Annotated in this window: 17 protein-coding genes; 4 read left to right on the top strand and 13 right to left on the bottom strand. The window is 71.0% G+C overall.

Translation table 11 applies throughout. From position 1 onward, the window contains the following. Positions 1-83 precede the first annotated feature (83 nt). Both WME73_RS15490 and WME73_RS15485 read left to right on the top strand, forming a co-directional pair. Positions 84-1,592: a 3' terminal RNA ribose 2'-O-methyltransferase Hen1 gene (locus WME73_RS15490; protein WP_437916189.1), complete on the top strand. Its 1,509-nt coding sequence runs from the start codon at positions 84-86 to the stop codon at positions 1,590-1,592. Next, the gene (locus tag WME73_RS15485) at positions 1,589-4,156 is read left to right on the top strand and encodes a polynucleotide kinase-phosphatase (RefSeq protein ID WP_437746217.1); all 2,568 of its coding nucleotides are present in this window, start codon (positions 1,589-1,591) and stop codon (positions 4,154-4,156) included. The genes WME73_RS15490 and WME73_RS15485 overlap by 4 nt, the downstream gene beginning before the upstream one ends. A 95-nt stretch (positions 4,157-4,251) precedes the next feature. Here the strand turns inward: WME73_RS15485 and WME73_RS15480 are convergent, their stop codons facing one another. The 10 genes from WME73_RS15480 to WME73_RS15435 form a co-directional block, all read right to left on the bottom strand. Further along, positions 4,252-6,120 (bottom strand): cellulose binding domain-containing protein, encoded by a 1,869-nt coding sequence (locus tag WME73_RS15480; protein WP_437916188.1) that lies wholly within the window; start codon positions 6,118-6,120, stop codon positions 4,252-4,254. 289 nt (positions 6,121-6,409) lie between these two features. Continuing rightward, a complete protein-coding gene (locus tag WME73_RS15475) occupies positions 6,410-7,957 on the bottom strand; it encodes a cellulose binding domain-containing protein (protein WP_437916187.1) in 1,548 nt (515 codons plus the stop codon). A 553-nt stretch (positions 7,958-8,510) separates the two neighbouring features. Then, positions 8,511-8,714, bottom strand: coding sequence for a hypothetical protein (locus WME73_RS15470; protein ID WP_437916186.1), 204 nt, complete (start codon positions 8,712-8,714; stop codon positions 8,511-8,513). A gap of 499 nt (positions 8,715-9,213) precedes the next feature. After that, entirely contained in the window at positions 9,214-10,593 is a 1,380-nt protein-coding gene (locus WME73_RS15465; protein WP_437746213.1) for an MFS transporter, read from the bottom strand. A gap of 318 nt (positions 10,594-10,911) precedes the next feature. Continuing rightward, on the bottom strand, positions 10,912-13,920 hold the full coding sequence (locus tag WME73_RS15460; RefSeq protein WP_437916185.1) for an ATP-binding protein: 3,009 nt from the start codon (positions 13,918-13,920) through the stop codon (positions 10,912-10,914). Next, positions 13,917-14,201 carry a hypothetical protein gene (locus WME73_RS15455; protein WP_437916183.1) on the bottom strand — a complete coding sequence of 95 codons (285 nt, stop codon included), beginning with the start codon at positions 14,199-14,201 and terminating at the stop codon, positions 13,917-13,919. The genes WME73_RS15460 and WME73_RS15455 overlap by 4 nt, the downstream gene beginning before the upstream one ends. Before the next feature lie 96 nt (positions 14,202-14,297). Continuing rightward, positions 14,298-15,260 carry a macrolide 2'-phosphotransferase gene (locus tag WME73_RS15450; protein WP_437916182.1) on the bottom strand — a complete coding sequence of 321 codons (963 nt, stop codon included), beginning with the start codon at positions 15,258-15,260 and terminating at the stop codon, positions 14,298-14,300. A 402-nt stretch (positions 15,261-15,662) separates the two neighbouring features. Next, on the bottom strand, positions 15,663-18,017 hold the full coding sequence (locus tag WME73_RS15445; RefSeq protein ID WP_437916181.1) for a pyridoxal-dependent decarboxylase: 2,355 nt from the start codon (positions 18,015-18,017) through the stop codon (positions 15,663-15,665). 458 nt (positions 18,018-18,475) lie between these two features. Continuing rightward, entirely contained in the window at positions 18,476-19,627 is a 1,152-nt protein-coding gene (locus WME73_RS15440; protein WP_437916180.1) for a DTW domain-containing protein, read from the bottom strand. A 160-nt stretch (positions 19,628-19,787) separates the two neighbouring features. Continuing rightward, a complete protein-coding gene (locus WME73_RS15435; protein ID WP_437916179.1) occupies positions 19,788-20,195 on the bottom strand; it encodes a carotenoid oxygenase family protein in 408 nt (135 codons plus the stop codon). A gap of 37 nt (positions 20,196-20,232) precedes the next feature. Between WME73_RS15435 and WME73_RS15430 the strand changes: the two genes are divergently transcribed. After that, positions 20,233-21,681, top strand: coding sequence for an amino acid permease (locus tag WME73_RS15430; RefSeq protein WP_437916178.1), 1,449 nt, complete (start codon positions 20,233-20,235; stop codon positions 21,679-21,681). A gap of 100 nt (positions 21,682-21,781) precedes the next feature. Here WME73_RS15430 and meaB read toward each other — a convergent pair whose 3' ends face one another. The 3 genes from meaB to WME73_RS15415 are packed head-to-tail and all read right to left on the bottom strand — an operon-like array spanning position 21,782 to position 25,869. After that, positions 21,782-22,774 (bottom strand): methylmalonyl Co-A mutase-associated GTPase MeaB, encoded by a 993-nt coding sequence (gene meaB / locus WME73_RS15425; RefSeq protein WP_437871940.1) that lies wholly within the window; start codon positions 22,772-22,774, stop codon positions 21,782-21,784. Between the two features lies 1 nt (position 22,775). Next, the gene (scpA, locus tag WME73_RS15420) at positions 22,776-25,424 is read right to left on the bottom strand and encodes a methylmalonyl-CoA mutase (RefSeq protein WP_437916177.1); all 2,649 of its coding nucleotides are present in this window, start codon (positions 25,422-25,424) and stop codon (positions 22,776-22,778) included. Continuing rightward, entirely contained in the window at positions 25,417-25,869 is a 453-nt protein-coding gene (locus tag WME73_RS15415; protein ID WP_437746202.1) for a VOC family protein, read from the bottom strand. Before WME73_RS15415 ends, scpA begins: the two co-directional genes overlap by 8 nt. A 226-nt stretch (positions 25,870-26,095) precedes the next feature. Between WME73_RS15415 and WME73_RS15410 the strand changes: the two genes are divergently transcribed. After that, positions 26,096-26,959, top strand: a complete 864-nt coding sequence (locus WME73_RS15410; protein ID WP_437916175.1) for a PAS domain-containing protein — start codon at positions 26,096-26,098, stop codon at positions 26,957-26,959. Positions 26,960-26,962: the final 3 nt, after the last annotated feature.

The raw sequence follows: 26,962 nt of genomic DNA, 5'->3' as shown, positions 1-26,962 counted from the left end.
CTCGGGAGCGGCGCTCGCCGCGCGCGGGCGCACCGCGGCCGCGATTGTGGCGAGTCGCTCCGCTCACGTAGACTGCGGCCCCGATGCTCCTCACGCTCACCACCACGCACCGGCCGGCGACCGACCTCGGCTACCTGCTCGTCAAGAACCCTGCGAACACGCAGTCGTTCCCGCTGTCGTTCGGCAAGGCGCACGTGTTCTATCCGGAGGCGACCGAGGAGCGGTGCACCGCCGCGCTCCTGCTCGACGTCGATCCCGTGGACCTCGTGCGCGGGCGCGGCGCGGGCGAGCCCGGGACGCTCGCGCAGTACGTGAACGACCGGCCCTACGTCGCCTCGTCGTTCCTCTCCGTGGCGATCGCGCAGGTCTTCGGCTCGGCGCTCGGCGGCAAGTGCCGCGACCGCCCGGAGCTCGCGGACGCGCCGATCCCCCTCTCCGCCACGATCGAGGCGCTGCCGTGCCGCGGCGGAGAGGCGCTGCTCCGGCGGCTCTTCGAGCCGCTCGGCTACGAGGTCGCGGCCGAGCGCCTCCCGCTCGACGAGGCGTTCCCGGAGTGGGGCCAGAGCGCCTACCTGCGCGTCTCGCTCGCGAGGACGTGCCGGCTCAGGGAGCTGCTCGCGCACCTCTACGTGCTCGTGCCCGTGCTCGACGACAAGAAGCACTACTACGTGGGCGACGCCGAGGTCGACAACCTCCTCGCCAAGGGCAAGGGGTGGCTCGCGGAGCACCCGGAGCGCGAGGCGATCGCGCTCCGCTACCTGAAGCACAGCCGGCCGCTCTTCCGGGCCGCGCTCGCGCGGCTCGTGGCCGACGACGAGGCGAGCCCCGAGGAGGCCGAGGACGAGAAGGCCGCGCCCGAGGACCGGGGCGAGGCGCGGATCAGCCTCGACCAGGCGCGGCGCGAGGCCGTCGTCGCGGCGCTCCGCCGGGCCGAGGCGAGGAGCGTGCTCGACCTCGGCTGCGGCGAGGGCAAGCTGCTGAAGCGCCTCGTCGACGAGCGCGTGTTCGAGCGCGTCGCGGGCGCGGACGTCTCCGTGCGCAGCCTCGAGATCGCCAGGAACCGGCTGCGCCTCGACGACCTGCCCGACAAGCAGCGGCGGCGCATCCAGCTCTTCCAGGCGTCGGTCACCTACCGCGACGCGCGCTTCTCGGGCTACGACGCCGCGACCCTCGTCGAGGTCATCGAGCACGTGGACCTCTCGCGGCTCGGCGCGCTCACGCGCAGCGTCTTCGAGCACGCGCGGCCGCGCGTCGTCCTCGTGACCACCCCGAACGCCGAGTACAACGCGCTGTTCGAGGGGCTGCCGCGCGGCGCGCTCCGCCACGGCGACCACCGCTTCGAGTGGACGCGGGCCGAGTTCCACGCCTTCTGCGAGGGGGTCGCGGCCGCGCACGGCTACGCCGTCGAGCACCTGCCCATCGGCCCGATGGATCCGTCGCTCGGCGCGCCGACGCAGATGGCGATCTTCACGCGCGAGGGCAGCGCGGGCGGCACGAGCAGCACGAGCGGCGCGGGCGGCGGAGAGGCTCAGGACGGCGGCGCGGGCGGCGCGGGTAGCGCCCTCGCGCAGGCGACGGAGGTGGCGTCATGAGCGAGCAGGCCCCCCTCATCGTCCCTTCCCTCTCGCTCGTCGTGCTCATCGGCGCGTCCGGCTCCGGCAAGAGCACGTTCGCGAGGGCGCACTTCAAGCCGACCGAGATCCTCTCGTCCGATTACTACCGCGGCGTCGTGTCCGACGACGAGAACGATCAGGCCGCCAGCGGGGCCGCCTTCGAGGTCCTGCACTTCATCGCGGGCAAGCGGCTCGCGTCGGGGCGGCTCGCCGTGGTCGACGCGACCAACGTGCAGGCGGACGCGCGCAGGCCGCTCGTCGCGCTCGCGCGCGAGCACCACGTGCTGCCGGTGGCCATCGTGCTCGACATGCCGGAGAAGCTCTGCCACGCGCGCAACGCCGGCCGGCCGGACCGGCAGTTCGGCCCGCACGTCGTGCGGGGCCAGAGCCGGGAGCTGCGCCGCTCGCTCAAGGAGCTCCGGCGCGAGGGCTTCCGCTACGTGCACGTGCTCTCCTCCCCCGAGGAGGTCGCGGCGGCCACGATCGAGCGGCAGCGCCTGTGGACCGATCGCCGCGACGAGCGCGGGCCGTTCGACATCATCGGCGACGTCCACGGCTGCTTCGACGAGCTGGTCGAGCTGCTCGAGGCGCTCGGCTACAAGCTGGAGGGGCTGCCGGACGCGCCGCGCGCGTCGCACCCCGAGGGCCGGCGCGCGATCTTCCTCGGCGACCTCGTGGACCGCGGGCCGCGCTCGCCCGACGTGCTGCGCCTCACGATGGCGATGGTCGAGTCGGGCGCCGCGCTCTGCGTGCCTGGCAACCACGATGTGAAGCTGCTGAAGAAGCTGCGCGGGCGCGACGTGAAGCCGACGCACGGGCTCGAGCGGACGCTCGAGCAGCTCGAGGCGGAGACGGACGCGTTCAAGGCGAAGGCGGCGGACTTCATCGACGGGCTCGTCAGCCACTACGTGCTCGACGACGGCAACCTCGCGGTCGCGCACGCGGGGGTGAAGGAGGCGTTCCAGGGCCGGGGCTCGGGCGCGGTGCGCGAGTTCTGTCTGTACGGCGAGACCACGGGCGAGACCGACGAGTACGGCCTGCCCGTGCGGTACAACTGGGCCTCGGAGTACCGCGGCAAGGCGATGGTGGTCTACGGCCACACGCCGACGACGGTGGCCGAGTGGGAGAACCGCACGATCTGCATCGACACGGGGTGCGTGTTCGGCGGCGCGCTCACGGCGCTCCGCTACCCGGAGCGCGAGCTGGTCGAGGTCAAGGCGCGCCGCGTGTACTACGAGCCCGTGAAGCCGCTCGCGCCGCTCGCGGGCGAGACGAAGGCCGAGCCGCGCGGGCAGGCCTACGACGTGCTCGACATCGACGACGTGCGCGGCCGGCGCGCGATCCGGACGCGGGTGCACGGCATGGTGACGATCCGCGAGGAGAACGCGGCGGCGGCGCTCGAGGCGATGAGCCGCTTCGCCGTGGATCCCCGGTGGCTCATCTACCTGCCGCCGACGATGTCGCCGAGCGAGACGGCGAAGGACGGGGGCCTGCTCGAGCACCCGCGCGAGGCGTTCGCGTACTTCCGGCAGAACGGCGTGGGCCGCGTCGTCTGCGAGGAGAAGCACATGGGGTCGCGCGCGGTGCTGGTCGTGTGCCGCGACGAGGCCGCGCGGCGGCGGAGGTTCCGCCTCGACGAGGGGCCGCTCGGCGTGTGCACGACGCGCACGGGCAGGCCGTTCTTCTCGGACGAGGCGCGGAGCCGGGAGCTCATCGACCGGGTGCGGGCGGCGATGGATCGGGCGGATCTGTGGGCCGAGCTGCGCACGGACTGGGTCTGCCTCGACGCGGAGCTCCTGCCCTGGTCGGCGAAGGCGCAGGATCTCCTGCGCGGCCAGTACGCCGCCGTGGGCTCGTCGGGCCGCGCGTCGCTCGACGCGGCGGTGCGGGCGCTCACGATGACGGCCGCGCGCGACGAGAGCGCGCGGGTGCTGCTCGAGCGGCACGCGGCCCGGAAGGCGGCGATGGACGGGTACGTGGCGGCCTACCGGCGTTACTGCTGGCCGGTGCGGTCGCTGGCGGACCTCCGGCTGGCGCCTTTCCACCTGCTCGCGAGCGAGGGCGCGGTGCACGCGGCGCGGGACCACGGCTTCCACCTGCGGCAGCTCGCGCGGCTCGCCGAGGTCGATCCGGCGTTCTTCGTGGAGACCCCGCACCGCGTTGTCGACCTCTCGGACCCGCAGAGCGAGGCGCAGGCGGTGGCCTTCTGGACGGAGATGGTCGAGCGCGGCGGCGAGGGCATGGTGGTCAAGTCGTGGGAGTGGGTGGTCCGCGGCCCGCGCGGGCTCGTCCAGCCGGCGATCAAGTGCCGCGGGCCGGAGTACCTGCGCATCATCTACGGGCCGGAGTACCTGGCGCCGCAGCACCTCGCGCGGCTGCGCCACCGCAGCGTGTCGGGGAAGCGCGCGCTCGCGCTGCGGGAGTACGCGCTCGGCCTGGAGGCGCTCCACCGCTTCGTGGAGGGCGAGCCGCTCCATCGCGTGCACGAGTGTGTGTTCGGGGTGCTGGCGCTGGAGAGCGAGCCGGTCGATCCGCGGCTGTGACGGGGGTCGGCCAGACGTCTGGCGGTGAATAGCCAGACGTCTGGCCGTCGAGCTCGGCGGCGACGATCCCGAGGGAGGCGCCGCGCCGGCGAGGCTCAGGGCACGGCCATCTCGAACGCCACCGCGTAGTTCGGCTGCGCGGTCCCCGTCATCGAGCCGACGAAGGGATCGGAGTCGCGCAGCTGGCCCGAGCGCCACGTCCGCCCCGAGAACGCCGTGCCGTCGCTGGTCATGGCGTAGCCGACCCAGACGCCCGTCGCGGGGAGATCGCTCCCGACCGTGATGCGCACCGTGTCGCCCGAGATCGCGACGGAGCTGATCGGGATCCTGGTGCTCGCCGTGCGGACCTCGAAGCCGCGCCCTTGCGCCCACTCGGTGAGCGCGCTCTGGTGCGGCGCGGGGAGCGAGCTGTCCCAGGCGAGCGGCGGCACGGGCACGTGGAAGTGCACCGTGATCACGCGACCGCTGCGCTCGACCCGCGTCGGCTGGAGCGGCTGCCAGTCGCGGCCCTGCACGACCTTCTCGCTATAGATCTGCCCGAGCTTCTCTCCGAGCCGCTCGTAGCCGATCGCGGTCATGTGGATGTTGTCGCTCGCGTACGGGTACTGGTACTTCGGCCCCGAGCAGATGATGTCGCCCGGGCGGTCGATCCCGGCCTGCCACTGCGCGAGCGTGGCTGCCGACCGCTGGTTCGAGCCGCTCGGATAGGCGTGCTGCTGGGACACGAACATCGGGATCGACCGGGTCTGCCCGGTCAGCGGCTTGAGATCGGCGTTGTAGTCGGACCAGAGCTTGATGAGGTCGTTCTTGTAGCTGGAGCTGCCCGCGTCCGACTCGCCGTGGGTGATCACGATCGCGCCGACGCCGTACGTCTTGCCTGCCGCGCCGGCGAGGCGGGCGATGGCGGCGGCCTCGAACAGCGACGCCGCGTAGGCCCGACCCGTCGAGCCGGTGTCGGCGGCGCCCTTCCGGATGACCGACATGGCCTGTCCGCTCTCGCCGACGACGGTGTGAACGCTGATGTAATCGCCGCCCGTCGCTGCCTGCACCAGCGCCGTGATCTGGTCCCCCATGGCCGTGTGCGGGGACTCGCCATAGATGTTGCGCGGATACGCGCTCGGGTAGCCCGTGGCCAGCGCGCGGATGGGCTCGACGAGCGGCACCATCGAGAGCGAGCCGTTCCTCGGATCGAAGGGCGGCACGGAGGCATTGCCCAGCGAGAGCTTGAGGTTGTGACGGCGCTGGGTGGTCGCCCTGGCCGGCGTCCCCTGCGCCCCGACCGACAGGCTCTGACCGGTCCCGATGATGCCGGCCCAGTCCCAGCCAGGGCCCGCGCCTCCGCCGCCCGAGCCTCCGCTGCCGCCTGAGCCGCCGCTGCCGCCTGCGCCTCCGCTGCCGCCCGCGCCGCCTCCGCCAGAGCTGGCCGAGGAGCTGCTGCTGGAGCTGCTCGAAGCGCTGCTGGAGCTGCTCGAGGCGCTGCTGGAGCTGCTCGAGGCGCTGCTGGAGCTCGCCGACGTCGAGCCGCCGTTCCCGTTGCCGTTGACCGACGTGATCGAGGGCTTCCCCGTGCCGTTCGCGCAGAACCCCCAGGTCGTCGACGCTCCTGCTCCCGTCGACGCTGCTCCCAGCGAGCCGTTGTAGCTCTCGTTGGTGGCGTTCAGCTGCCCGTTCGACTGCGTGATCCGCGCGTTCCACGAGCTGGACAGCGTCGCGCCGTTGAGCGCGATCGAAAGGCCCCAGGACGTGCTCGGCTTGGAGCTCATGTTCTTCACGGTCACGTTCGCGCAGTACCCCGTCGACCACTGCGACTGGTACGACAGCTCCGCCGACATCGTCCCGTCCGAGCTGAGCAGCTCGCCCTCCAGCGACAGGATCTCTTCGTCGTCCGGAGACGCAGCGATGCAGGCGGCCAGGCAGCAAGCGATCGAGACTGAGCCCCAGCTCAGCAAGCTAGCAAAGCGCATGAATTTTCTCCTGAAAGCGGCCGAACGGGCCGCAAGCAAACTCCCTAAGATACCACGTTGGAACCGCGGAGGACACAGAGCTCCTTCGCGGGGGGCAGGGAATTCCCCCCAACCACCGAGTCGCGCTCTCGTCTGTGCCTTCTGCGCCTCGTTGATTCCTTCTCTCACGAGGCCAGGAACGAGCTACAGCCGCTCGGCGACAGAGCGCTCCGCGGCTGACTCGGGTCCGGGTCGCTCGGGCCGCGCGCGTCGCGGCGGGAGGGGGCCCGCGGGGAGCGGGCCCGCTTCGTCACGGCGACAGCGTCACGGACTTCGCGTCGAGCGCCACTTCGTAGTAGCCGTGCGGATCCCAGCTCAGCGGAACGCCGTTCTGCTTGAGCGTGCCGCCGGTGACCGTCACGCGCAGGTACCTGCCCGGCGGGAAGTTGGCGGGGAGCTGCCACGTGTAGGTCGTCGCGCCGCCGGACGTCGAGGTGGTGGCGGAGGAGACCGCCTTCTGGCCGCGCCAGTAAGCGCCGACGTTGACCACGCTGTCGAGCCACATGTCGCCGAGCGCCTTCGAGTGCTTGACGTGATCGACGAAGGCCTGGAGCCCGATGGGCTGATAAGCGCCGTCGGAGCCGCCGGTGAAGCCGTGCACCAGGACGGTGCGCCACTTCTTGGCGTCTCGCGCGCTCGTGACCTGCTGGTCCAGCACCGTCGTGGAGGCGCCGGTCGGGGGGATGTAGCAGGGCAGCGTGAACGGATCGGTCGAGTCGTTCGGCCCGATGAGGTTGTTGGCCACGCCCCGGTTGATGAGGAAGCGCGTCCTGGCGATGCTCGAGTACACGGACGAGCCGTTCGGCGCCGCCATCGTCCACACCTTGGTCCCGAACCTGCTCTCGATGAACTGCGTCGCGGCGTCCGTATCGGAGCCGCTGTCGTTGCTCGAGTGGCTCTTCGTGTGGTTGCCGAGCTCGTGCCCGTCGCTCAGCGCCCTTTGCCACACCGAATTGGTCGATTCGGTCTTGCCGGTCTGGAGGTAGAAGGTGAAGGGAACGTCGAGCGCGTTCAGCGTGTCGTAGTTCTGGATCTGGCTCGAGTTCGAGTCGTCGAACGTATACGACACGGCGCCCGTGAAGCCGGCCCAGTTGATGACCCTGAACCCGCCGGCCGCGCCGGACGGCTTCGCCACGTTGCTGGGGCCTGGGGGCGTCGGAAGGCCGGAATTGACCACCGGGCCTCCACCGCTGCCGCCCGCGCCTCCGCCGCCTGAGCCTCCGCTGCCGCCCGCGCCGCCTGCGCCAGAGCTGGCCGAGGAGCTGCTGCTGGAGCTGCTCGAAGCGCTGCTGCTCGAGCTGCTCGAGGCGCTGCTGGAGCTGCTCGAGGCGCTGCTGGAGCTCGCCGACGTCGAGCCGCCGTTCCCGTTGCCGTTGACCGACGTGATCGAGGGCTTCCCCGTGCCGTTCGCGCAGAACCCCCAGGTCGTCGACGCGCCCGCTCCCGTCGACGCTGCTCCCAGCGAGCCGTTGTAGCTCTCGTTGGTGGCGTTCAGCTGCCCGTTCGACTGCGTGATCCGCGCGTTCCACGAGCTGGACAGCGTCGCGCCGTTGAGCGCGATCGAGAGGCCCCAGGACGTGCTCGGCTTGGAGCTCGCGTTCCTCACGGTCACGTTGGCGCAGTACCCCGTCGACCACTGCGACTGGTACGACAGCTCCGCCGACATCGTCCCGTCCGAGCTGAGCAGTTCGCCCTCCAGCGACAGGATCTCTTCGTCGTCCGGAGACGCGGCGATGCAGGCGGCCAGGCAGCAAGCGATCGAAACCGAGCCGAAGCTCAGCAAGCTAGCAAAGCGCATGAATTTTCTCCCAGGAGCGGCCGGAGGGGCCGCAAGCAATATCGGTAAGATGCCACGCCGACGCGCCGCGCGCAAAGCATATGACACGGCGCGATCAACCTATCTTTGTTTCATGTTCCGCTTCGTGTTCCGCTTCGTGGTCCCCCGATTTCCGATTTCCCATTCTCATGCCGACCAGCGACCCTTCGATCACACCACGTACCGAGTCAAGAACAATTGCTCTCTCAGCCCGCGACGGATCAAACACCATGCTGTAGTTCAATGTAACGAAGCAGCACAGGGCACATCGGCGAGCCCACAGCCATCAGTGGCAACAAAACTATTCATCGACGCGATTCGCCGACATCGCGTCTCCCATGGCCACCCGGGTTCCTTGAAGAGAAACTATTTGAACCACAGGCGCACAGAGCACACGGATGCTCCTCTGTGCCCTCGCTGCCTCTGTGGTTCGTGCGCGACATCAGGGCCGCGCATCGAGTGATGCGGTAACAGAGCACCCCTCAGCGCCGAGGTCGCCGCGCGCGCCGGCTCGACTGCCGGGCTGACAGGATTGTTACGGCGACAAGGTGAGCGCGCCCGCGTCGAGCGCGATCTCGTAGTAGCCGTGCTCGTTCCACGCCAGCGCATTTCCCCCCTGCGTCAGCGTGCCGCCATCCACCGTGACACGGAGGTACTTGCCCGTCGGGAAGTGCTCCGGCAGCGTCCACGTCCAGGTCGTCTCGTCGCCGGACGTGTCGCTCGTCGCCTCCGCGAGCACCCTCTGACCGACCCAGTAGGCCCCGACGTTGACGGCTCGTTCCAGCCCGCGTCGCCGAAGGGAGAAGCCATCGTCCAGACGTCGCTCTGGCCGTAGTTCGAGACGAGATCGCGCTGCCGTGAGCCCGATTGGTATGTTGCTGTCCTGCCGCGCGGGAGCTCGGTTTGTGATGACGGGGCACACCGGCGTGCCACTCTACGGGCTGACGAATCCCCTCATCTTGTTGGCATTTTTAGCGGAGAATTGAACAGGGAGGCGGGGAGACAGGGAGATCGGTGGGATTCCACTCCCCTCCTCCCCGCCTCCCTGTGAATTTTTCCGGGATTCCGAGGGAGGTTTCAGCTCTACGGGCTCATCCGCGTCGTTCGGCTCGCTGCGGCGTACCTTCGTATGCCTCCGCTTCATTGCCTGACGGCTGAGCCCGTATCCCGCGAATCTGCAAGGAGCACGAGGCGGCGGACGGCGCGCGAGCAGCGCTCCGTCCGCCGGGAGATCGCCGTCAAGCCGGGCGATCGAGCTCGTCCCAGAGGCGCACGTCACTGCGCTCTTTCAGGAAGATCCCGCCGACGACAACGGTGATGAGCGCCACCGCGATCGGATAGAGGAGCCCCGCGTAGATGTTGCCCGTCGCGACCGTCACCGACGAGGCGATGAGCGGCAAGAGCCCGCCGAACACGCCGTTGCCGACGTGGTACGGGATCGAGAGCGACGTGTAACGCACCTTCGCAGGGAAGGCCTCGACGAGGTAGGCCGCGATCGGGCCGTAAACCATCGTGACGAACAGCACGAGCACGAACACGAGCGCGGTGAGCACGACCGGGTTGTCCGCGTTCTGCTTCATCGCCCAGAACACGGGGAAGAAGCCGATCGCGCCGCACAGGTTGCCCGCGAGCATGATCTTCTTCCGGCCGATGCGATCCGAGAGCGCGCCGAAGAACACGAAGAACGGCATGCCGAGGGCGAGCGCGGAGGCGATCACGATCGTGGCCGTGATGAACGGGACCTTGAGCGTGTTCTGCAGGAAGTAGAGGGCATAGAACTGCCCCGTGTACCAGACCACGCCCTGGCCGGCCGTGGCGCCGAAGAGGGCGATCAGGATGACCTTCCAGTTGCGCTTGTTGCCGAGGCTGTCCTTGATGGGAGCGGTCGACGTCTTCCCCGCGGCCTTGAGCTTGCTGAAGATCGGCGACTCCTTGAGGCGGGCACGCACGTAGAAGGACACGCCGACGAGGAGGACCGACAGGAGGAACGGGATGCGCCAGCCCCAGTCCTTGAAGGCCTCCTCGCCCACGAGGAGGCGGGTGCTGAGGATCACCGCCAGCGAGACGAACAGACCGAGCGTCGCCGTGATCTGGATGAACGAGGTGTAGAAGCCGCGCTTCTCGTCGGGCGCATGCTCGGCGACGTACACCGCCGCGCCGCCGTACTCGCCCCCGAGCGCGAGGCCCTGAACGAGGCGGATCAGGACGAGCGCGATCGGGGCGAGGAGCCCGATCTTGTCGTACGTCGGCAAGAAGCCGATGAGCGCCGTCGCGCCGCCCATGAGCAGCAGCGTCACGAGGAACGCGTACTTCCGACCAACGATATCGCCGATGCGCCCGAACACGAGCGCGCCGAACGGGCGGACGACGAAGCCCGTGGCGAACGTGCCGAGCGTCAGGAGGAAGGCCGCCGTCGGGTTGTCCTTCGGGAAGAAGTGGCTCGAGATGATCGCGGCAAGACTCCCGAAGATATAGAAGTCGTACCACTCGATCATCGTGCCGCCAGCGGACGCGAAGATGACCTTCCAGAGCGTGGAGCTGCTGACAACCTCACGCTCGGCCGCGGGGGCCGGGCTCGTGGGCGTCACGGCGAAGGTTTGGGGAGACGTCTGTGCCATGAGAACGGTTCCTCGGAGGAGCTCCAGCGCTTGTCGAGAGGGCCGGAGACGGGCTTGGAGGCGCGCCGAGCGGAAAGAGGCAGCCAGGGTGTTCTTCATGGCTCCTCCTACCCCGCACGCGAGGGAGGAGGAGGGGCCGGGCAGCGTGTGGGTCGATGCCCTGTCACCCCCGGCTCGCGGAATGCTGCTCTCTTTGATCTGAATACCACGCAAGCAGCCTTGAGAATACCTGTTCGTCCACGGGGCAAGCACGTTGGCGGGCTCGTTCGGCGACGTCTCGTTACGATCGGTAACACCCGACGTCCCGCGCCGACCGCTTCACCCCGCGCCCGCGAGCGGCAGCCGGACGACGACCGTCGTCCCCCGCCCCACCGCGCTCCGCAGCGTGAGGGCGCCGCCGTGATCCTCGACGATCGAGCGCGAGAGCGGCAAGCCGAGCCCCGTGCCGCTCGGGTCGCGCTTCGTCGTCACGAACGGCTCCAGCACCGCGGCGAGGAGCTCCTCGGGGATGCCGCTGCCGTGGTCCTCGACCTCGACCACGATCTGGTCCGCCTCGATCCACCCTCGGACGGCGATGAGCGCGCCGGCCTCGGACGCGTCGCGGGCGTTCGCGAGCAGGTTGACGAAGACCTGGACGAGCTCGCGCCGGTCGCCGATGACGACGAGCGACTCGGGGCAGGCCTGATCCACCCGGACGTGGGGCGCCGCGCGGTCGAGCCGGATGAGCCGCACGGCCTCGGCGACCACCTCGGCGAGCGCCACGCGCCCGACCCGCGCGCGCGCGCCCTCGCCGGGCTTCGGCACGGCGCCGGTGCGGCTGTGGTCGAGCAGGGAGCGCAGGATGGCCTCGATACGCGCCGCCTCGCCGAGGATGAGGCCCGCCCGCGCGCGGATCTCGTCGCTGTCGGACTCGGCGCGGAGGTTCTGCGCGAGGCAGGCGATGCCGGTGAGCGGGTTGCCGACCTCGTGGGCCACGCCGGCGGCGAGGCGGCCGAGCTGGGCGAGGCGGTCGCGGTGGGCGAGCTGCGCCTCGAGCGCGCGCTGCTCGGTGCGGTCCTCGACGAGGAGGACGACGCCCCCCGAGGCGGCGCGCGCGTCGAGCGGGTCGAGCGCGGCGCGGTGGACGCGCAGCGAGCGCGCGCGGCCGGCCACGTGCGCCTCGATCTCGTCCGCGCCGGCCTCGCCCGCCGAGGCGGCGCGGGCGGCGCGCGCGAACAGCTCCGCGAACGGGGCCGGCAGCCGGTCGAGCGGCGCCCCGACGAGGTCGCGCTCCTCGGCGCCGACGAGCGCCTCGAGGCGCCGGTTCACGAGGCTGATCGCGCCGTCGGAGCCCACGGCGCAGACGCCGAGGGGGAGCTGCGCGAGCACCGAGCGGAGCCAGCGCCGCAGGAGGTCGAGCTCCTTTGCGGCGCCGACGAACGTCGTCGTGGCCTCCCCGCGCGCGAGGCGCCGCTCCAGCCAGCGGAGCTCCTCGGTCAGCGCGCCGCTCGCCGCTCTGCTGCTGAACGCCCCGGGGGCGGCCTGCGCGTCCGCCTCCGCGACGGTCCTCGCGAGCACCGGGCCGACGAGCGGCGACAGGTTGCGGTGCAGGCGCTCCTGAAGCGCGTGGAGCTCCGTGGGCCGCGTCTCGTCGCGCGGGATGTCGAGTTCGATCCGGGCGCGCGTGACCTCGAGCGCGGCCGCCTCGCGGCCGAGCAGCCGCGCGAGCCGCTCCTCGAGCGCGCCCACGCTCGAGGCCACGGTCGCGCGCTCGACCGACGGGCCGATCTCGCGGCGCGTGCACAGGCGCGCCGCCTCGCGTTCCTCCTCGGCCGGGGGGCGCAGGAGCGAGACGAGCCCGAGCGTGGCGCCGTTGACGGCGAGCGACACGAACGTGGGCAGCGACCAGGTGTCCATGGCCGCCGCGTGCGCCGCGGGGCCGGCCTGCCCCGCGCCCTCGCGCAGGAGATCGAGCCACCCCGGGTCGAGCCCGGACAGCTCGGGCAGGAAGGGCGCGAGGCAGGTGGCGGTCCACGTGCCGATGCCGGCGAGGAGCCCGGCGAGGAACCCGGCGCGCGTCGCGCGCTCCCAGAAGAGCGCGGCGAGCAGCCCCGGCAGGAACTGCGCGAAGGCCACGAACGACACGATGCCGCTCTCGACGAGCAGCCCGCGGTGCGGCTGCGCGCGGTGGAAGAGCCACCCGCCGGCGAGGATGACGATCAGGAGCCCGCGGCGGAGCCACAGCACGCGCGCGTAGACGTTGCGGCGCAGCGTCCTCCGGGCGAGCGGCAGGAGCAGGTGCGTGGCGCTCGTGCTCGCGAGGGCGACGGCCGTGACCATGACCATGGCGCTCGCCGCGGAGATGCCGCCGATGAACGCGGCGAGCGCGAGCCAGCCCTGGCCGAGCAGCTGCGGCACGAGCAGCACGTAGCTGTCGGCAGGCTCGGCCGGCGCGAGGCGGGTCCCGGCCCAGAGGACGGGCAGGACGGGCAGGTTGAGCGCGAGCAGGAAGAGCGGGAAGGCCCAGGCCGCCTTGGCGAGCGCGCGGTCGCCGGCGCCGCCCGCGAACGCCATGTGCCACTGCCTCGGCAGCAGGAAGGCGGCGGCGAAGCTGATGACGAGCATCGACGTCCAGCCGCTGTCGTCGCGCACGGGGCGGCCGAGCGCCTCGACCTCGGCGGCGTGATCGCCGAGCCAGTCCGCGAGCCCGCCCGCCCCGCCGAAGGCCCCGAGCACGGCGACGAGGCCCACGGCCACGAGCACGGCGAGCTTCGCCGCCGACTCGAACGCGACCGCCGCCGCGAGGCCGTCCTCCCGCCCCTGCTCGGCGGCCGGGCGGGCGCCGAAGAACGCCGTGAAGAGCGTGAGCAGCGCCCAGAAGACGGCGCCCACGGCCTCCTCGTGCCCGGGCCCGGAGAGCACGCGGACCGACTGCTCGGTCGCGCGGAACTGCTGCGCGACGTAGGGCACGCTGGCGACGACGGAGAAGGCGGCGACGACCGCCCCCGCCGCGGGGCTCTGGAAGCGGAAGGCGAAGAGGTCGGCGAGCGAGGAGAGGCGCTGCTCACGCGTGATCCGAAGGACGCGCGACCAGAGGAGCGGGGTGGCGATGCACGCGAGCGTCGGGCCGAGGTAGACCGCGAGGAAGACGAGGCCGTGGCGCTGCGCGAAGCCGACGCCGCCGTAGTAGGTCCACGACGAGGCGTAGACGCCGAGCGAGAGGGCGAGGACGAGCGGGTGACGCGCGAGCGCGCGGGGGATCCGCTCGCGCTGCGCGGCGAGCGCGATCGCGGCGAGCACGGCGAGCCAGGCCACCGTGGCGAAGAGGAGGACGCCGACGTCGATCACGGCGGGCCTCGATCACCGGCGCCGGGCGCCGGGTCGCCGCGCTCGCGCTCGCCGCGGGCGTGATCGCCGTTTGGTAGGTCGCCGCGGTCGCCGCGGTCGGAGCGCGTCGCGAGCAGGGCGAGCGCGATCAGCGCGGCCCAGACCGCGAAGACAGCGGCCACCGCGAGCAGGCCTCGGGCCCAGAGCAGCCGCGCCGGCGACACGAGCAGCACCGTGCCCAGCAGCATGAGCACGAGCGCGCGATCCGCCGCGCCGGCATCCGCGCCGTGTCCTCCGGTCATGCGGAGAGGCTACTCAGGGCCACAGCGGCTGAACATGCGCTGGCCCACAATGCAACGCGTCATTTCAGTGGATGATGGGGTGCGACGCGCCGGCGCTCACCCGCTCTCGGCCACGATCCCTGCGAGCAGGTTGCGCGCGTGGGCGATCACGCCCTCGTCGCCGGACTCGACGCCCCACTTCGCCGCGATCGCGGGGAACGCCGCCCAGCGCTCGCCGGCGTGGGCCGCGAGGCCCGGCCACGTCGTGCCGCCGGCCGCCTCGAAGCGCGCGATGCACGCGTCGAGCGCGGCCTTGCCGAAGGCGCCGACGAAGAGCGCGAAATCGACCGAGGGATCGCCGATGTGGGCCTCGGTCCAGTCCAGGATCCCCGTGAGCCGGCCGCCCTCGTCGAGGAGCATGTGGCCGGGGTGGAGATCGCCGTGCACGAGGGCGAGGTCGCGCGGCCAGATCGCGTCGTTCGCGAGCCAGCGCTGCCATCGGGCCCACAGCGCCTCCGGCGGCGCCAGCGCGGCGCGCGACTCGTCCATGGCCCGCGCGTGGAGCTGGCGCGCGTCGTCGATGGACTTCACGGGGACGCCCGCCGAACGGGCCGCCGCCGCGTCCACGCGCTGGAGCGCCGCGAGCGCCTCGGCCACCGACGCGATGAACACCTCGGACGGCGCCGCCGGATCGACGCGGCTCCAGCGCGGGCCCGCCTCGGGATCGAAGGAGACGGCGGGCACGTCGCCGAGGCGCGGATAGGCGATCACGTGGTCGGTGTGAACGCGCCAGTCGGGCACGGCCACCGGCAAGCGCTGGCGTACGAGGGCCAGCACGCGCGCTTCGACGCGCGCCGACGCGACGACCGCGATGCGGCGCGGCGTGCGCACGACCCACGGCACGCCCTGCTCGTCGTGGGCGTGAACGACGAGAAAGGCGAGCCCGCTCCGGTCGAAGTCGGCGTGGGACGTGACGAGACGGAGCCCCTCGCGGCGCGCCGCATCGAGGAGCGCGCCGACCGTGTCGATCGGCGCGAAGGTGGAAGAGCTCAGGGAGGAGATTTCGTTGCTTCCGGTCATGAGAGCGAGCCTCTTCGCGCGCCGCCTTTCCAGGGCGGCGCGCGCGGATGGGGAAGACTCGCGGCGCGAGCTCACGGCCGGCGGGGCGTGCGTGACGTGAACGTTCCAGGCTGCCGGGCGTGAGTCACCGCGCCCCGGTCTTCCACGTTGCTGGGGAAGACTGGGCACGGACGGGCACCCGCGCGCTCACCACGTCGCCCCGGCCGCGCCGGAGCGAGAGGGAGGACGAGGATGCCGAGCTCAGCGCAGCCGGATGAACGCCACGGCAGGAGCATCTCACGCGGGGCGCGGCGCCGCAACGGCGTTCAGGGCGCTTGGCTCGACGCCGGCCCAGCGGCACGGCGGCGCCGCGAGATCCCGGCTCGGCCTCGAGCCAGGCGGCGAGGGTCCGCCTCCGCCTGGCTACCCCCTCGCCTCTCTCCCCGAGAGCTTCGCCTTCACCAGGAAATGCGAGAACGCCCCGAGGAACTCGCTCACCGACACACTGCCGTTCCTGTCGAGGTCGCAGACCTGCAAAAACTCGTCAACTTCGCCGTCGCGGAAGCCCTTCTCGCGAAACTTCGCCATGATCTCGGCCACGTCCAGGGCGCCGTCCCGATTCGTGTCGATCTCCTCGAAGACCTGGAGCATCGAGTCCCGCATCATCGCTTTGAAGATCGCATCGCGAAGCTCGATCTCCAGCACATCCAGGATGCTCCCGTCAGGCGACTCCAGGAGCCAGGGCGCCATCATCGTGGACCTCAGCACCGTCACCGTCGAGCCCAGCGACGCCGAGACCCCGAGGCGCCGCTTGTAGTCCTCGATGAAGACGTTGCCGTAGTGCTCCTCGCTGAAGTCCGTCGTGCTCACGATCATCCGGTAGTGATAGATGTCGTCCCCGGGGGCGATGCTCAAGAGATCATAGATCGCCTTGTTCAATCGGTTCATCATTTCGAGGCTGGTGTTGATCGAACCGTCTGGATGCTTGAAGTTGACGGCGTAGGTGAGGATGTTCTGATCGGGACCGAGCTCCGGCAGCACCGCCATCGCCTCGGGGTCGGCCAGGAGCTCCTCGAGACTCGGTCGGTCGATGCGCTCGCGGATGAACTGCAGATCGCTCTCCACGTCGCCGCCCCCGATCTCGGCTGGAAGCCGCGGGACCGGGACGATGACGAACCGATCTTCCGGGCGAGCCAAGCAGAGGAGCCGCGCGTAGAACCTCTTGCAGTTGAACAGGGCCTTCCGGTGGAGCTGCCCGTACCCGCTCCGGGTGGGCCGGATGACCTTGTGGCTCAGGTAGACCGCCGCCACCGCGGCTCCTGGCTTCGACCCTTCGAGCCCGTAGATGCCCACGGTCGGCTCCGCGTCCCCGTGGACGATGTAGGGGGCCTTGAACGTCACCATGTCGCGCATCGCCGAGTTCCGGTAGCAGAGCGCCCCGGCCGGGTACGGGACATAGCCCGACTTGTGCGGGTCCACCGTGATCGAATCCGCCCGGCCGAGCGCCGAGAGCTGCGCCGTCACGTACCTGCTCATCCCGATCTCGGCCGCAGGCCCCGAGGGCGCGTCCTTCGCGCGCGGCCCCTCGTCAGGGCGGAGGATCGAGGCGAAATAGCCGCCCCATGCGGCGTCTGCGTGGACCGTGAACGAAAGCCCCTCCTTCTGGAATCGATGGCGCAGGTCGAGGATCGCCTTCAGCGGATCGACCGCGCTCTCCTCCGTGCTCCCGACGACGCTCACCACGGTGTAGACCGGCCGCCGCTCGTCGAGGCAACGCTTCAGCGTCGCCTCCAGCGCGGAGAGGCTCATCCGCGCGTCGCAGTCCACGGGGATATCGAGCACGTTCGCCGAGCCGATGCCCAGCACGGCCGCTGCCTTGGGGAAGGAGTAGTGCTTCGTGGCGGGGACGAGAAACACAGGCGAGCACGGCAGGTCCGCCCCACATCGCCGGTAGAGCTCCTGGATCCCCAGGTGCTGGAGGGAGTGGCCCGCCATCGCCGCCGTGATCGTATCGCTCGAGATGCCGTACTCCTGCGTGAGGCGCGCGGGCAGCGCGAGAATCTCGTCCACCTTGAGGTTCAGGAGCGACCAGGCGTCGAGCGCGCCGAGCAGCGCGCGCCTGCCGTCGCAGGTGGTCACGACGAGCTCACGCGCCGCCGAGAGGCTCGGCTCGGATTTCAGCGCGTCCCGGAGCGACAACGGGTAGAATTTCAAGTTCCTGGAAGACCAGATCGCCTCGATGTTCGCGACCGTGCCGCCGCAAGTGATGTGTCCCCAGGGTCGAACGGCCTTCTCGCCGGCGCCCTCGTCCGGCAGCGGATAGCCGAGCATCCGGCAGAGATCGTCGCCCACGAGCATCTCCAGGATCGTGGTCGCCGTGGACCCTTCGAACGCGACGTTGTTGGGGTTGTAGAGCATCGCAGCGAAGTAGCCGAGCACGCTGGGGATCGAGGTGTCCCAGTTCATGTGCCCCTGGTACCGATCGCTGAAGAAGGGCACCGATTTCTTGAGGAACGACATGAGCGACCGAAAGCTGTCCTTCAGCGAGTCCATCGCGTGGAGGTAGGACGGGTGCCGCTTGGACTGCTCGGTGATGTGCGTGGGATCCTGAGGGTGGAAGTTCCGTCGCCAGAACGAGTGATCCCGGATGGCCTCCACGATGAGCCTCTCGAGCTCGTCAGCGTTCTCGGCCTTCGGGCCCAAGAACCACGCCTCCGGCGACCTCGTCCCGGCCCCTTTGAGGAACGGCCCGTCGCCGAATTGGAAGTATTGTTTCATCCTGGATCTGTCGTTCGACGCCCGCCCGTCCATAAGGATTTCGCTCCTCTTCGCTCGCCGTCTCGAGGGAATCTCGCAACGAAGGTGGCCAGACGGTACAGGTCACCTTGGCCACGGTCAAGCCGGCGCGATCCGTCCGTGCGTCGCACTTGGGGCGTTCGGACGCCCGGCACCCTCTCTGGCCATACTGACGCGCGCAGCGCTCCAGCGCGCGTATCGAGATAGGAGGGGAAGTGCCGGGACAATCCCTCCCCTCTCCTCTCGGCGGCCCCGGCGCCGTGGCGGTTTTTCTGCTGATCCGGGGCGGCTTCCGGTCGTGGTGCTAGAGCGCTGATCAGCTTGGAAACCAGAGAATTGAACCGCCATGGCGCCAAGAACACATTAAAACCTTGGCGTCCTTGACGCCTTGGCGGTTCAATTTCTTGCTGTTTGCAGGCGGTTTCAACCCGTTTGTCTCTCTAGCTGTCTGGTGCCGAGTCCTCCCCCGCGAGGTAGAGCAGGCGCGCGAGGACAACCTCGAGCCAGCCCACGTTGCGCCCGGCGCGCCCGTATCCCCGCGCCGTCGGCTCGGCGGCCTGGAGCGCCTGCGCCCCGTTGGCGATGCCGCCGGGCCGCCGCCCGAGGTGCCGCGCGCAGAGGTCGCGCAGATCGACGCTCGGCGGGCGCCCGAAGCCCTCCTGCACGAGCAGGTCCGCCGTGAAGGAGCCCCAGGTGCCCAGCACGCCGCGATCGCCGACGAAGGCGCGGAAGCGGCTCAGGGCCGCGCCAGGGTCCTCGCCGCCCCGCAGGTGGGCCTCGGGCACCTCGAGCTGGTGCGAGACGCTCGGGCCCAGCGGGCGCCGCGGGCGCAGGAACGCCTCGAAGCGCTCGCCCGACGCGCGGCAGGCCACGAGGTGAACGAGCTCGGACGCCGGCTCGGCCGCGCCGGCGCCCGCCGGCCAGCCGGAGCTGGCCCCGCAGTCGGCGAGCACCAGCCTCGCCGGCTCGGCGAGGTAGGCGCGCAGCGGCGCGAGCGGCGAGGCCGCCTGCGCGCGCCGCCGTCGCGGGGCCTCGCTCCTCGCCTGGTGCTCGATCTGCCGGTCGACCATGAACGTGAAGGCCCGCAGCATCTCGTCGAAGCGCGCGGGCTCGCCCTCGAGCGCGGCCAGCGCGCTGGCCACCGCCTCGACCGTGGCGAGGCACTCGGGCCGGGGCTCCTTGCGGATGCGGTAGTTGCCCGGCGCGCGGGGCGTCACGCCGATGCGCCGCAACGAGGCGAGGCGCGGGTTCAGCGCGAGCATCTTCTTCGCCTGCCACCACGTGCCGTCGACCACGATGAGCGAGCGCACCGGCGCCCCGCCCGCCGGGTGCGCGTCGCCCCCGGGGAAGAGCACGGCCGTGGTCGGATCGCTCGCGAGGGCGGCGATCCGGGCGTCGTCCTCGAAGACCACGCCCTCGTGCAGCTCGGAGTTGGGCAACGCCAGGTGGGTCATGCGCGCCGTGCCGATGCCAACCTTCCGCTCGCGCGGGTGCTGGAGGAGCACGACCCGGGTCCTCGTCGGCAAGGAGGGCAGGAGCGCGCAATAGCAGACCGGACGGGGGCGCCGGCAGCGCCAGCAGACGTCGCGCATGGGAGGCCCCTTGTACCGCGTCCGCGACGGGTGAAGGACCGGACAGCTACGGCGCGTCACGGAATGCAGAAGGCCACGCGGTGCGCCGGCCCCGCTCGGCCGTGGCGCAGCCGGCCGAACGACGCGGATGAGCCCGTAGCGCACGAAGATGTGCGCCGCCTCAGTCCGGGAGCCACTCGCCGTGGAGCCCCAGCGGGACGCGGCACGGCAGGCGGACGCGGGCGACGGGCGGCGACGCGAACCTCGACGCATCGAGGACGACGAGCTCCGTCGCGGAGCCGTCGCGGCGGTGGACGAACAGGATCACCCAGGCGCCGTCCTCCGCGTCGCTGCCCGGCCTCGGCGCGACGACGCACTCGCCGGGCATCGCGTCGCCCCCGAAATCGTGGGCGACGGCGGCGCATGTCTCGAGATCGTGCTGGCGCGCGATGGTCCGCGAGACGCGCGGGGGGCGCTCGGCGCGGCAGGTTCGGCTTGCCCGGAGGCGCCTCGGGCCGCTTCTGGCTCGACGTGCCTCCGGCTTGACGTGCTGCGGGCCGGGCCGCAGAGCCTGCGCACCGAAGGCCATGGGGAGCCGCCTACTCGTCCGCAAGCCGATATCGGTCATGAAAGAGGAGCTGGAGGGGGAGCACCGCCTCCGGCGCGCCCTTGGGCCGCTGCACCTGACGAGCCTCGGGATCGGCGCCATCATCGGGACAGGCATTTTCGTACTCACCGGCCAGGCCGCGCACGACAAGGCAGGTCCTTCGCTGATGCTGTCCTTCGTGGTCGCGGGGATGGCCTGCGTGTTCGCGGCCCTCTGTTACGCGGAGTTCGCGGCGATGGTGCCGATCGCGGGCTCGGCCTATACGTACGCGTACGCGACGCTCGGCGAGCTGCCGGCGTGGATCATCGGGTGGGATCTCGTCCTCGAGTACGCCGTCGGCGCCGCCGCCGTGGCGCACGGGTGGTCCCACTATGTCCAGGACTTGATCGGGATCTTCGGGGTAGAGCTGCCAAGAGAGCTCAGGAGCGCGCCGTTCGACTACGATCCGGCGCTCGGCGAGCTGGTGTCCACAAGGGCGATCCTCGATCTCCCGGCCATCTTCGTGACGGCCGCGGTCACGATGGTCCTGCTCAAGGGCATCCGCGAGAGCGCGACCATCAACGCCGTGATCGTCGCGCTCAAGCTCGCCGTCGTGCTCTTCGTCATCGCGGTCGGCGCGTTCTACGTCACCCCGGACAACTGGCGGCCGTTCGCGCCGTTCGGGCTCGGGGGGCTCAGCGTCTTCGGTCACACGCTATTCGGCGAGATCGGCAAGGGGGGAGAGCCGCTCGGGATGCTCGCCGGCGCCGCTACCATCTTCTTCGCCTACATCGGGTTCGATGCGGTATCGGCGCACGCGGAGGAGGCGAAGCGCCCGCAGCGCGATCTCCCCATCGGCATCGTGGCCTCGCTCGTCATCTGCACCACGCTGTACGTCGCCGTCGCGGCGATCCTGACCGGCATGGTGCCCTACGCCGAGCTGAGCATCGACGCGCCGGTCTCCGACGCCTTCGCGCGCGTCGGCCTCCCGTGGGCGCAGTTCATCATCTCCCTCGGGGCGGTCGCCGGAATCACCTCCGTCCTGCTCGTGCTCATGAACAGCCAGCCGCGCGTGCTGCTCGCCATCGCCCGCGACGGGCTCCTGCCCAGAGGCTTCTTCGGCTCGGTGCACCCGGTCTTCAAGACGCCGTGGAAGTCCACCCTGCTCACCGGGTTTGTGGTCGCCACCCTCTCGGCGCTCCTCCCGCTGCGGATCCTGGCGGAGCTCGTCAACATCGGGACGCTCCTTGCGTTCCTGTTCGTATGCGCGGCGGTCCTGATCATGCGCCGGACGGCGCCGGACGCGCCGCGCCCGTTCCGGGTGCCGCTCTATCCGCTCACTCCGATCCTCGGGATCGTGATCTGTCTCATCCTCATGTTCTCGCTGCCCACCGAGAACTGGCTGCGTCTCGGCGCCTGGCTCCTCCTCGGGCTCGCGATCTACTTCGGCTACAGCCGCAAGCACAGCGCGCTCATGGAGAGCCAGTGACGCCGCGGCGCTCGCCGCGTTCGGCCCCCGCCCGCCGGCGCGAGGCAGACGGCCCAGCGGGCGGACGCCGCACGCCCCGGGGCTGCAACCCGGCCCGCCGTCACCCCTTCCCGGCCGGATCCCAGGCCTCCAGCAGCTGCCGCGCCGCGCGCAGCGGGCTGAGCGATCCCGCCTCGACGAGGGCCTCCACGCCAGACAGGCGCTCCCGCACGCCAGCGCTGCGCAGGAACGCCTCCCGCAGGTGCCCCTCGATGAGCTCGAACAGCCAGCGGCGCGCCTGCCCCGCGCGGCGGCGCAGGAGCCAGCCGCCGGCCTGCATGTGCGCGCGGTGGCGCAGCACGATCTCCCACGCTTCGCGGACGCCGCGGCCCTCCTGGGCCGAGCAGACGGAGGCGACGGGCGCCCAGCCGTGAGGCGCCGGCGGGAACAGGTGCAAAGCGCTCTCATAGTCGCGGCGCGCTCGCGCGGCCCTGTCGACGTTCCCGCCGTCGGCCTTGTTGATGATCACGAGATCGGCAAGCTCCATGATGCCCCGCTTCACGCCTTGCAGCTCGTCGCCGGCCCCAGGCAGCATGAGGAGCAGGAAGCAATCCGTCATGTCGGCGACGGCGACCTCGGATTGCCCGACACCGACCGTCTCGACAAGGATGTTGCGGTATCCGGCCGCCTCGCAGAGCAGGATGGCCTGGCGCGTGGCCCGCGCCACGCCGCCGAGCGAGCCGCCCGACGGCGAGGGGCGGATGAAGGCCCGCGGGTCGCTCGCCAGCCGTGGCATCCGCGTCTTGTCGCCGAGGATGCTCCCGCCATGGACAGGGCTGCTCGGGTCGACCGCGAGCACGGCCACCGTCTCCTCGCGATCGCGCACGAGGTGAACGCCGAGGGCGTCGACGAACGTGCTCTTGCCGACCCCGGGCACGCCGGTGATGCCGAGGCGCGTGGCGCCGCCGGCGTGAGGCAGGCAGCGCTCCAGGACCTCCTCGGCGAGCTCCTGGTGGCGGGGGAGCGAGCTCTCGGCCAGCGTGATCGCGCGCGCGAGCGCCGCCCGGTCGCCCGCGAGCAGACCGTCGACGAGCTGCCTCGGGCTCGACTTCAACCTAGCGCGCCTCCTGCGACGAGAGGCTCCCGAGGAGCGTCCGGACGATCCGCGCCGCGGCCTCGGGAATGACCGTCCCGGGCCCGAAGATCCCCGCGACGCCGCGCTCCTCCAGATACCGGTAGTCCTGCGGCGGGATCACGCCGCCCGCCACGACGAGGATGTCCCCGCGGCCGGCCTGCCCGAGCGCGTCGATGAGCTGCGGCACCAGCGTCTTGTGGCCGCCGGCGAGCGAGGAGACCCCGACCACGTGCACGTCGTTCTCGACGGCGTGGCGGGCCACCTCGTCCGGGGTCTGGAAGAGCGGGCCGATATCGACGTCGAACCCGAGATCCGCAAAGGCGGTGGCGATGACCTTCATCCCCCGGTCGTGCCCGTCTTGACCCATCTTGGCGACCAGGATGCGCGGGCGCCGGCCCTCGAGGGCCGCGAACTCGCGGACGAGCGCCTCGACCTCTCGGCCAGCGCCCGCGTCGCGGATCTCCGCGCCGTACACGCCGCTCACCGTGCGCACCGGGGCCTCGTAGCGGCCGAAGACGCGCTCGAGCGCGTCGGAGATCTCGCCGAGCGTCGCGCGGCGGCGCGCGGCGTCGACCGCGAGCGAAAGCAGGTTCCCCTCGCCCGTCTCGGCAGCGCGGGTGAGCGCGGCGAGCGACTCGCGAACAGCAGCCTCCGCGCGGGCGGCCTTCACCTCGCGCAGCCGCGCGAGCTGGTTCTCGCGAACCGCGGTGTTGTCCACCTCGCGGAGCGCGATCGGCGCCTCTCTCTCCAGCCTGTACGCGTTGACCCCGACGATGATGTCACGGCCGGCGTCGATCCGGGCCTGCTTCCGGGCCGCGGCCTCCTCGATGCGCAGCTTGGGCAGGCCGTTCTCGATGGCCTTGACCATGCCGCCCAGGGACTCCACCTCCTGGATGAACTGCCACGCTCTCCGCGCGAGCCGGTCCGTCAGGCGCTCGACGTGGTAGGAGCCGCCCCACGGGTCGATGACCCGACAGATATCGGTCTCCCGCTGCAAGAAGAGCTGGGTGTCGCGCGCGATCTTCGCCGAGAAGTCCGAGGGGAGCGCCAGCGCCTCGTCCAGGGCGTTCGTGTGCAGCGACTGCGTGCCGCCGAGCACGGCCGCGAGCGCCTCGATGGCCGTGCGCGTGACGTTGTTGAACGGGTCCTGCTCGGTGAGGCTCCAGCCCGACGTCTGGCAGTGGGTCCGCAGCGCCATCGTCTTCGGGTTCTTCGGGTGGAACCCTCTCACGATCTTCGCCCACAGGAGCCGCGCGGCCCGCAGCTTGGCGATCTCGGTGAAATGGTCCATGCCGATGCCGAAGAAGAACGAGAACCGCCCGGCGAAATCGTCGATATCCATGCCCGACGCGATCCCGGTGCGCAGGTACTCGAGGCCGTCGGCGAGCGTGTACGCGAGCTCCAGCTCGGCGGTCGCGCCGGCCTCCTGCATGTGATAGCCGCTGATGCTGATCGAGTTGAACCTGGGTGTCTTCTCGGCGGTGTAACGGAAGATGTCGGCGACGATCCTCATCGACGGCGCCGGAGGGTAGATATAGGTGTTCCGGACCATGAACTCCTTGAGGATGTCGTTCTGGATGGTCCCGGAGAGCAGCTCGGGGCGCACGCCCTGCTCCTCGGCGGCGACGATGTAGAACGCCATGATGGGGAGCACGGCGCCGTTCATGGTCATCGACACGCTCATCGTATCGAGCGGTATCTGGTCGAAGAGGATCTTCATGTCCTCGACGGTGTCGATGGCCACGCCGGCCTTCCCCACGTCGCCGACCACGCGCGGGTGGTCCGAGTCGTAGCCGCGGTGGGTCGCGAGGTCGAAGGCCACCGAGAGCCCGGTCTGCCCTGCGGCCAGGTTGCGGCGGTAGAACGCGTTCGACTCCTCGGCCGTGGAGTACCCGGCGTACTGGCGGACGGTCCACGGGCGGACCACGTACATGCTGGTATACGGCCCGCGCAGGAACGGCGGCGCGCCGGCGGAGAAGCCGAGGTGCTCGAGCGACGCGACGTCCGCCGGGGCCGCGCCCGGCTCCGGGATCTCCGTTGTGTCGCCGAGCTGCCGCATCGCCGCGCGCGCGAGGCTCCGCGCGAGCTGCTCGATGTACCAGGAGCCGGCCGCAGGGCTGTCTCGCGCGTCGAAGCGGGCCTCCTCGCGGAGGATGACCCGGGCGTTGCCGAGCAGGCGCTCGGGCGGCGTGACGACGATGTCGTCCGCGCCGCCCGCGATGGCCGCCATCATCCCGACGATGCCGCGGAGGAGGTTCTTGTGCTCCTCGTCGCCGGGGACCACGGCCGACGGGATGACGGCGGTGATCGTGGCGCCGGGCCGCAGGCGCTCGGCCACGAGGCGCGCGGCGCGGAGGCGGGCGATCTCCAGGAAATAGCTGCATCCCATCGTGAAGCGCAGCTCCGGCGCGCCGCTCCGGAGCTCGGCGACCAGCGACGCCACGAGCGGGCCGCCCGCGGCCGGCGGGAGCGGGGGGCTGTCCGGCGCGAAGATCGGCGGCACGAGGAGCCCCTCGGCGCTCGCCCAGGAGAGGTCGTCCTCGGTCTTGCCCTTGAGATCCCGGTGGAGCGCCTGCTTCCACGTCGCGAGCGCGACCGGCGCGAAATCGGCGAAGAGCCTGTCATCCATGGGCCTGCACGACCTCGATGAGGTGACCGAACGGCGCGTCATCGCGCGATCGGGGGTGCACGAAGAAGATCGTCGTGCCCCGGGAGCCCGGCCGCGGTGCCGCGTCGATGATGCGGAAGCCGCGCGCCTTGAGCTCGTCGAAGGCGGCCTGGACGTCGCTGACCCGGTAGGCGACGTGGGCGAAGCCCCCGCGACCGCCGTTCTTCTCGATGAGCTTCTGGACGGGAGACTCGGGAGAGAGCGGCTCGAGGAGCTGGACGTGGTTGTCGCTGTCGCCGATGCGGAGCATCACCTCGCGGACCTGATCCGTGCCCCGCACCTCCTCCCGGTGCACCTCGCGGAAGCCGAGCATCTCGTACGCCTTCACCTGCGCGTCGAGCTGCCCGGCGGGCACCGCCATGGCGATGTGGTCGATGAACAGAAACCCGGGAATCTGGTCCTTCATGGGCTCTCGTTGGATCGAAAGGCCGGTCGGGGCTGCAGGGGCCGGCGGTGTCGAGGGGGGCGCCATGCGGGCAGCTTGCGCCGCGAAGCGGGGCTGCGGCAAGAGCCGCGTGACGGGCTGCGGGCGTGGGCCGGCGTCGTTATAGACTCGCGATGACGCGCGAGGGCGCGATAGACTCGCGATGGCGCGAGCGCGCCCGGGGCAACACAGGGGGGGAGCGTACGACATGCAGGGACGGGGGCACGACGAGCTCGTCGCGGAACTCGAGCGGCTGCGCCTGCGCGTGAGCGAGCTCGAGAAGGACAGGAGCCGTCGCGACGCGGGGGTGGAACGGCTCGAAGACTACGTGCGACTCCTGACGAGCTACATGCCGGCGGCGGTCGCGCTGTTCGACCGCGACATGCGTTACCTGCTGACGAGCAGGCGCTGGCTCGATGACTATGGCCTCTCGCCGCGCGAGATCATCGGTCTCTCGCACTACGAGGTCTTCCCCGAGATCCCGCAGCGATGGAAGGACATCCATGCGCGCTGTCTCGCAGGGGCGAGCGAGCGCCACGAGGAAGACCCGTTCCAGCGGGCCGACGGGCGCATCGAGTGGGTGCGCTGGCAGGTCTTCCCGTGGCACGACGAGCGCGGCGAGATCGGCGGGATCATGATGTTCACCGAGGTCATCACCAAGCAGAAGGAGCTCCAGGATCGGCTGCGCGTGCAGTCTGCCGCCCTTCGCGAGCTCTCGACGCCGATCATCCCGATCTGCGACGAGGTGCTGGTCCTGCCGCTCATCGGCACGCTGGACGAGCGCCGCTCGCAGCAGCTGACGGAGGCGCTCCTCAACAAGATAGCCGACAAGGGAGCGCAGATTTGCATCGTCGACCTCACGGGCGTCTCCGCCTTCGATACGCGGGCAGCGAGCGCGCTCGCGCGGATCGCCCAGGCGGTGCGGCTGCTCGGCGTCGAGGTGGTGTTGACGGGCATCCGGCCCGAGGTCGCTCAGGCGCTGATCGGCCTGGAGGTGGAGCTCAGCAGCATCGTCACGCGCCGCGACCTCTCGCACGGGATCGCGTTCGCGATGGCGACCAGGAAGCCGTGACCG

Source organism: Sorangium sp. So ce302 (genome assembly GCF_051530145.1).
Lineage (GTDB): Bacteria > Myxococcota_A > Polyangia > Polyangiales > Polyangiaceae > Sorangium > Sorangium cellulosum_B.
The sequence above is the reverse complement of the archived record's forward strand: the minus strand, read 5'-3'. Positions and strand labels throughout refer to the sequence as shown.

Coding starts and splice junctions, on each gene's coding strand:
- WME73_RS15455 (WP_437916183.1), bottom strand. CDS start 14,201: ATGACCGGAGGACACGGCGCGGATGCCGGCGCGGCGGATCGCGCGCTC.
- WME73_RS15415 (WP_437746202.1), bottom strand. CDS start 25,869: ATGAAGGACCAGATTCCCGGGTTTCTGTTCATCGACCACATCGCCATG.
- WME73_RS15450 (WP_437916182.1), bottom strand. CDS start 15,260: ATGACCGGAAGCAACGAAATCTCCTCCCTGAGCTCTTCCACCTTCGCG.
- WME73_RS15480 (WP_437916188.1), bottom strand. CDS start 6,120: ATGCGCTTTGCTAGCTTGCTGAGCTGGGGCTCAGTCTCGATCGCTTGC.
- WME73_RS15490 (WP_437916189.1), top strand. CDS start 84: ATGCTCCTCACGCTCACCACCACGCACCGGCCGGCGACCGACCTCGGC.
- WME73_RS15475 (WP_437916187.1), bottom strand. CDS start 7,957: ATGCGCTTTGCTAGCTTGCTGAGCTTCGGCTCGGTTTCGATCGCTTGC.
- WME73_RS15410 (WP_437916175.1), top strand. CDS start 26,096: ATGCAGGGACGGGGGCACGACGAGCTCGTCGCGGAACTCGAGCGGCTG.
- WME73_RS15435 (WP_437916179.1), bottom strand. CDS start 20,195: ATGGCCTTCGGTGCGCAGGCTCTGCGGCCCGGCCCGCAGCACGTCAAG.
- WME73_RS15445 (WP_437916181.1), bottom strand. CDS start 18,017: ATGAAACAATACTTCCAATTCGGCGACGGGCCGTTCCTCAAAGGGGCC.
- WME73_RS15465 (WP_437746213.1), bottom strand. CDS start 10,593: ATGGCACAGACGTCTCCCCAAACCTTCGCCGTGACGCCCACGAGCCCG.
- WME73_RS15485 (WP_437746217.1), top strand. CDS start 1,589: ATGAGCGAGCAGGCCCCCCTCATCGTCCCTTCCCTCTCGCTCGTCGTG.
- WME73_RS15440 (WP_437916180.1), bottom strand. CDS start 19,627: ATGCGCGACGTCTGCTGGCGCTGCCGGCGCCCCCGTCCGGTCTGCTAT.
- scpA (WP_437916177.1), bottom strand. CDS start 25,424: ATGGATGACAGGCTCTTCGCCGATTTCGCGCCGGTCGCGCTCGCGACG.
- WME73_RS15430 (WP_437916178.1), top strand. CDS start 20,233: ATGAAAGAGGAGCTGGAGGGGGAGCACCGCCTCCGGCGCGCCCTTGGG.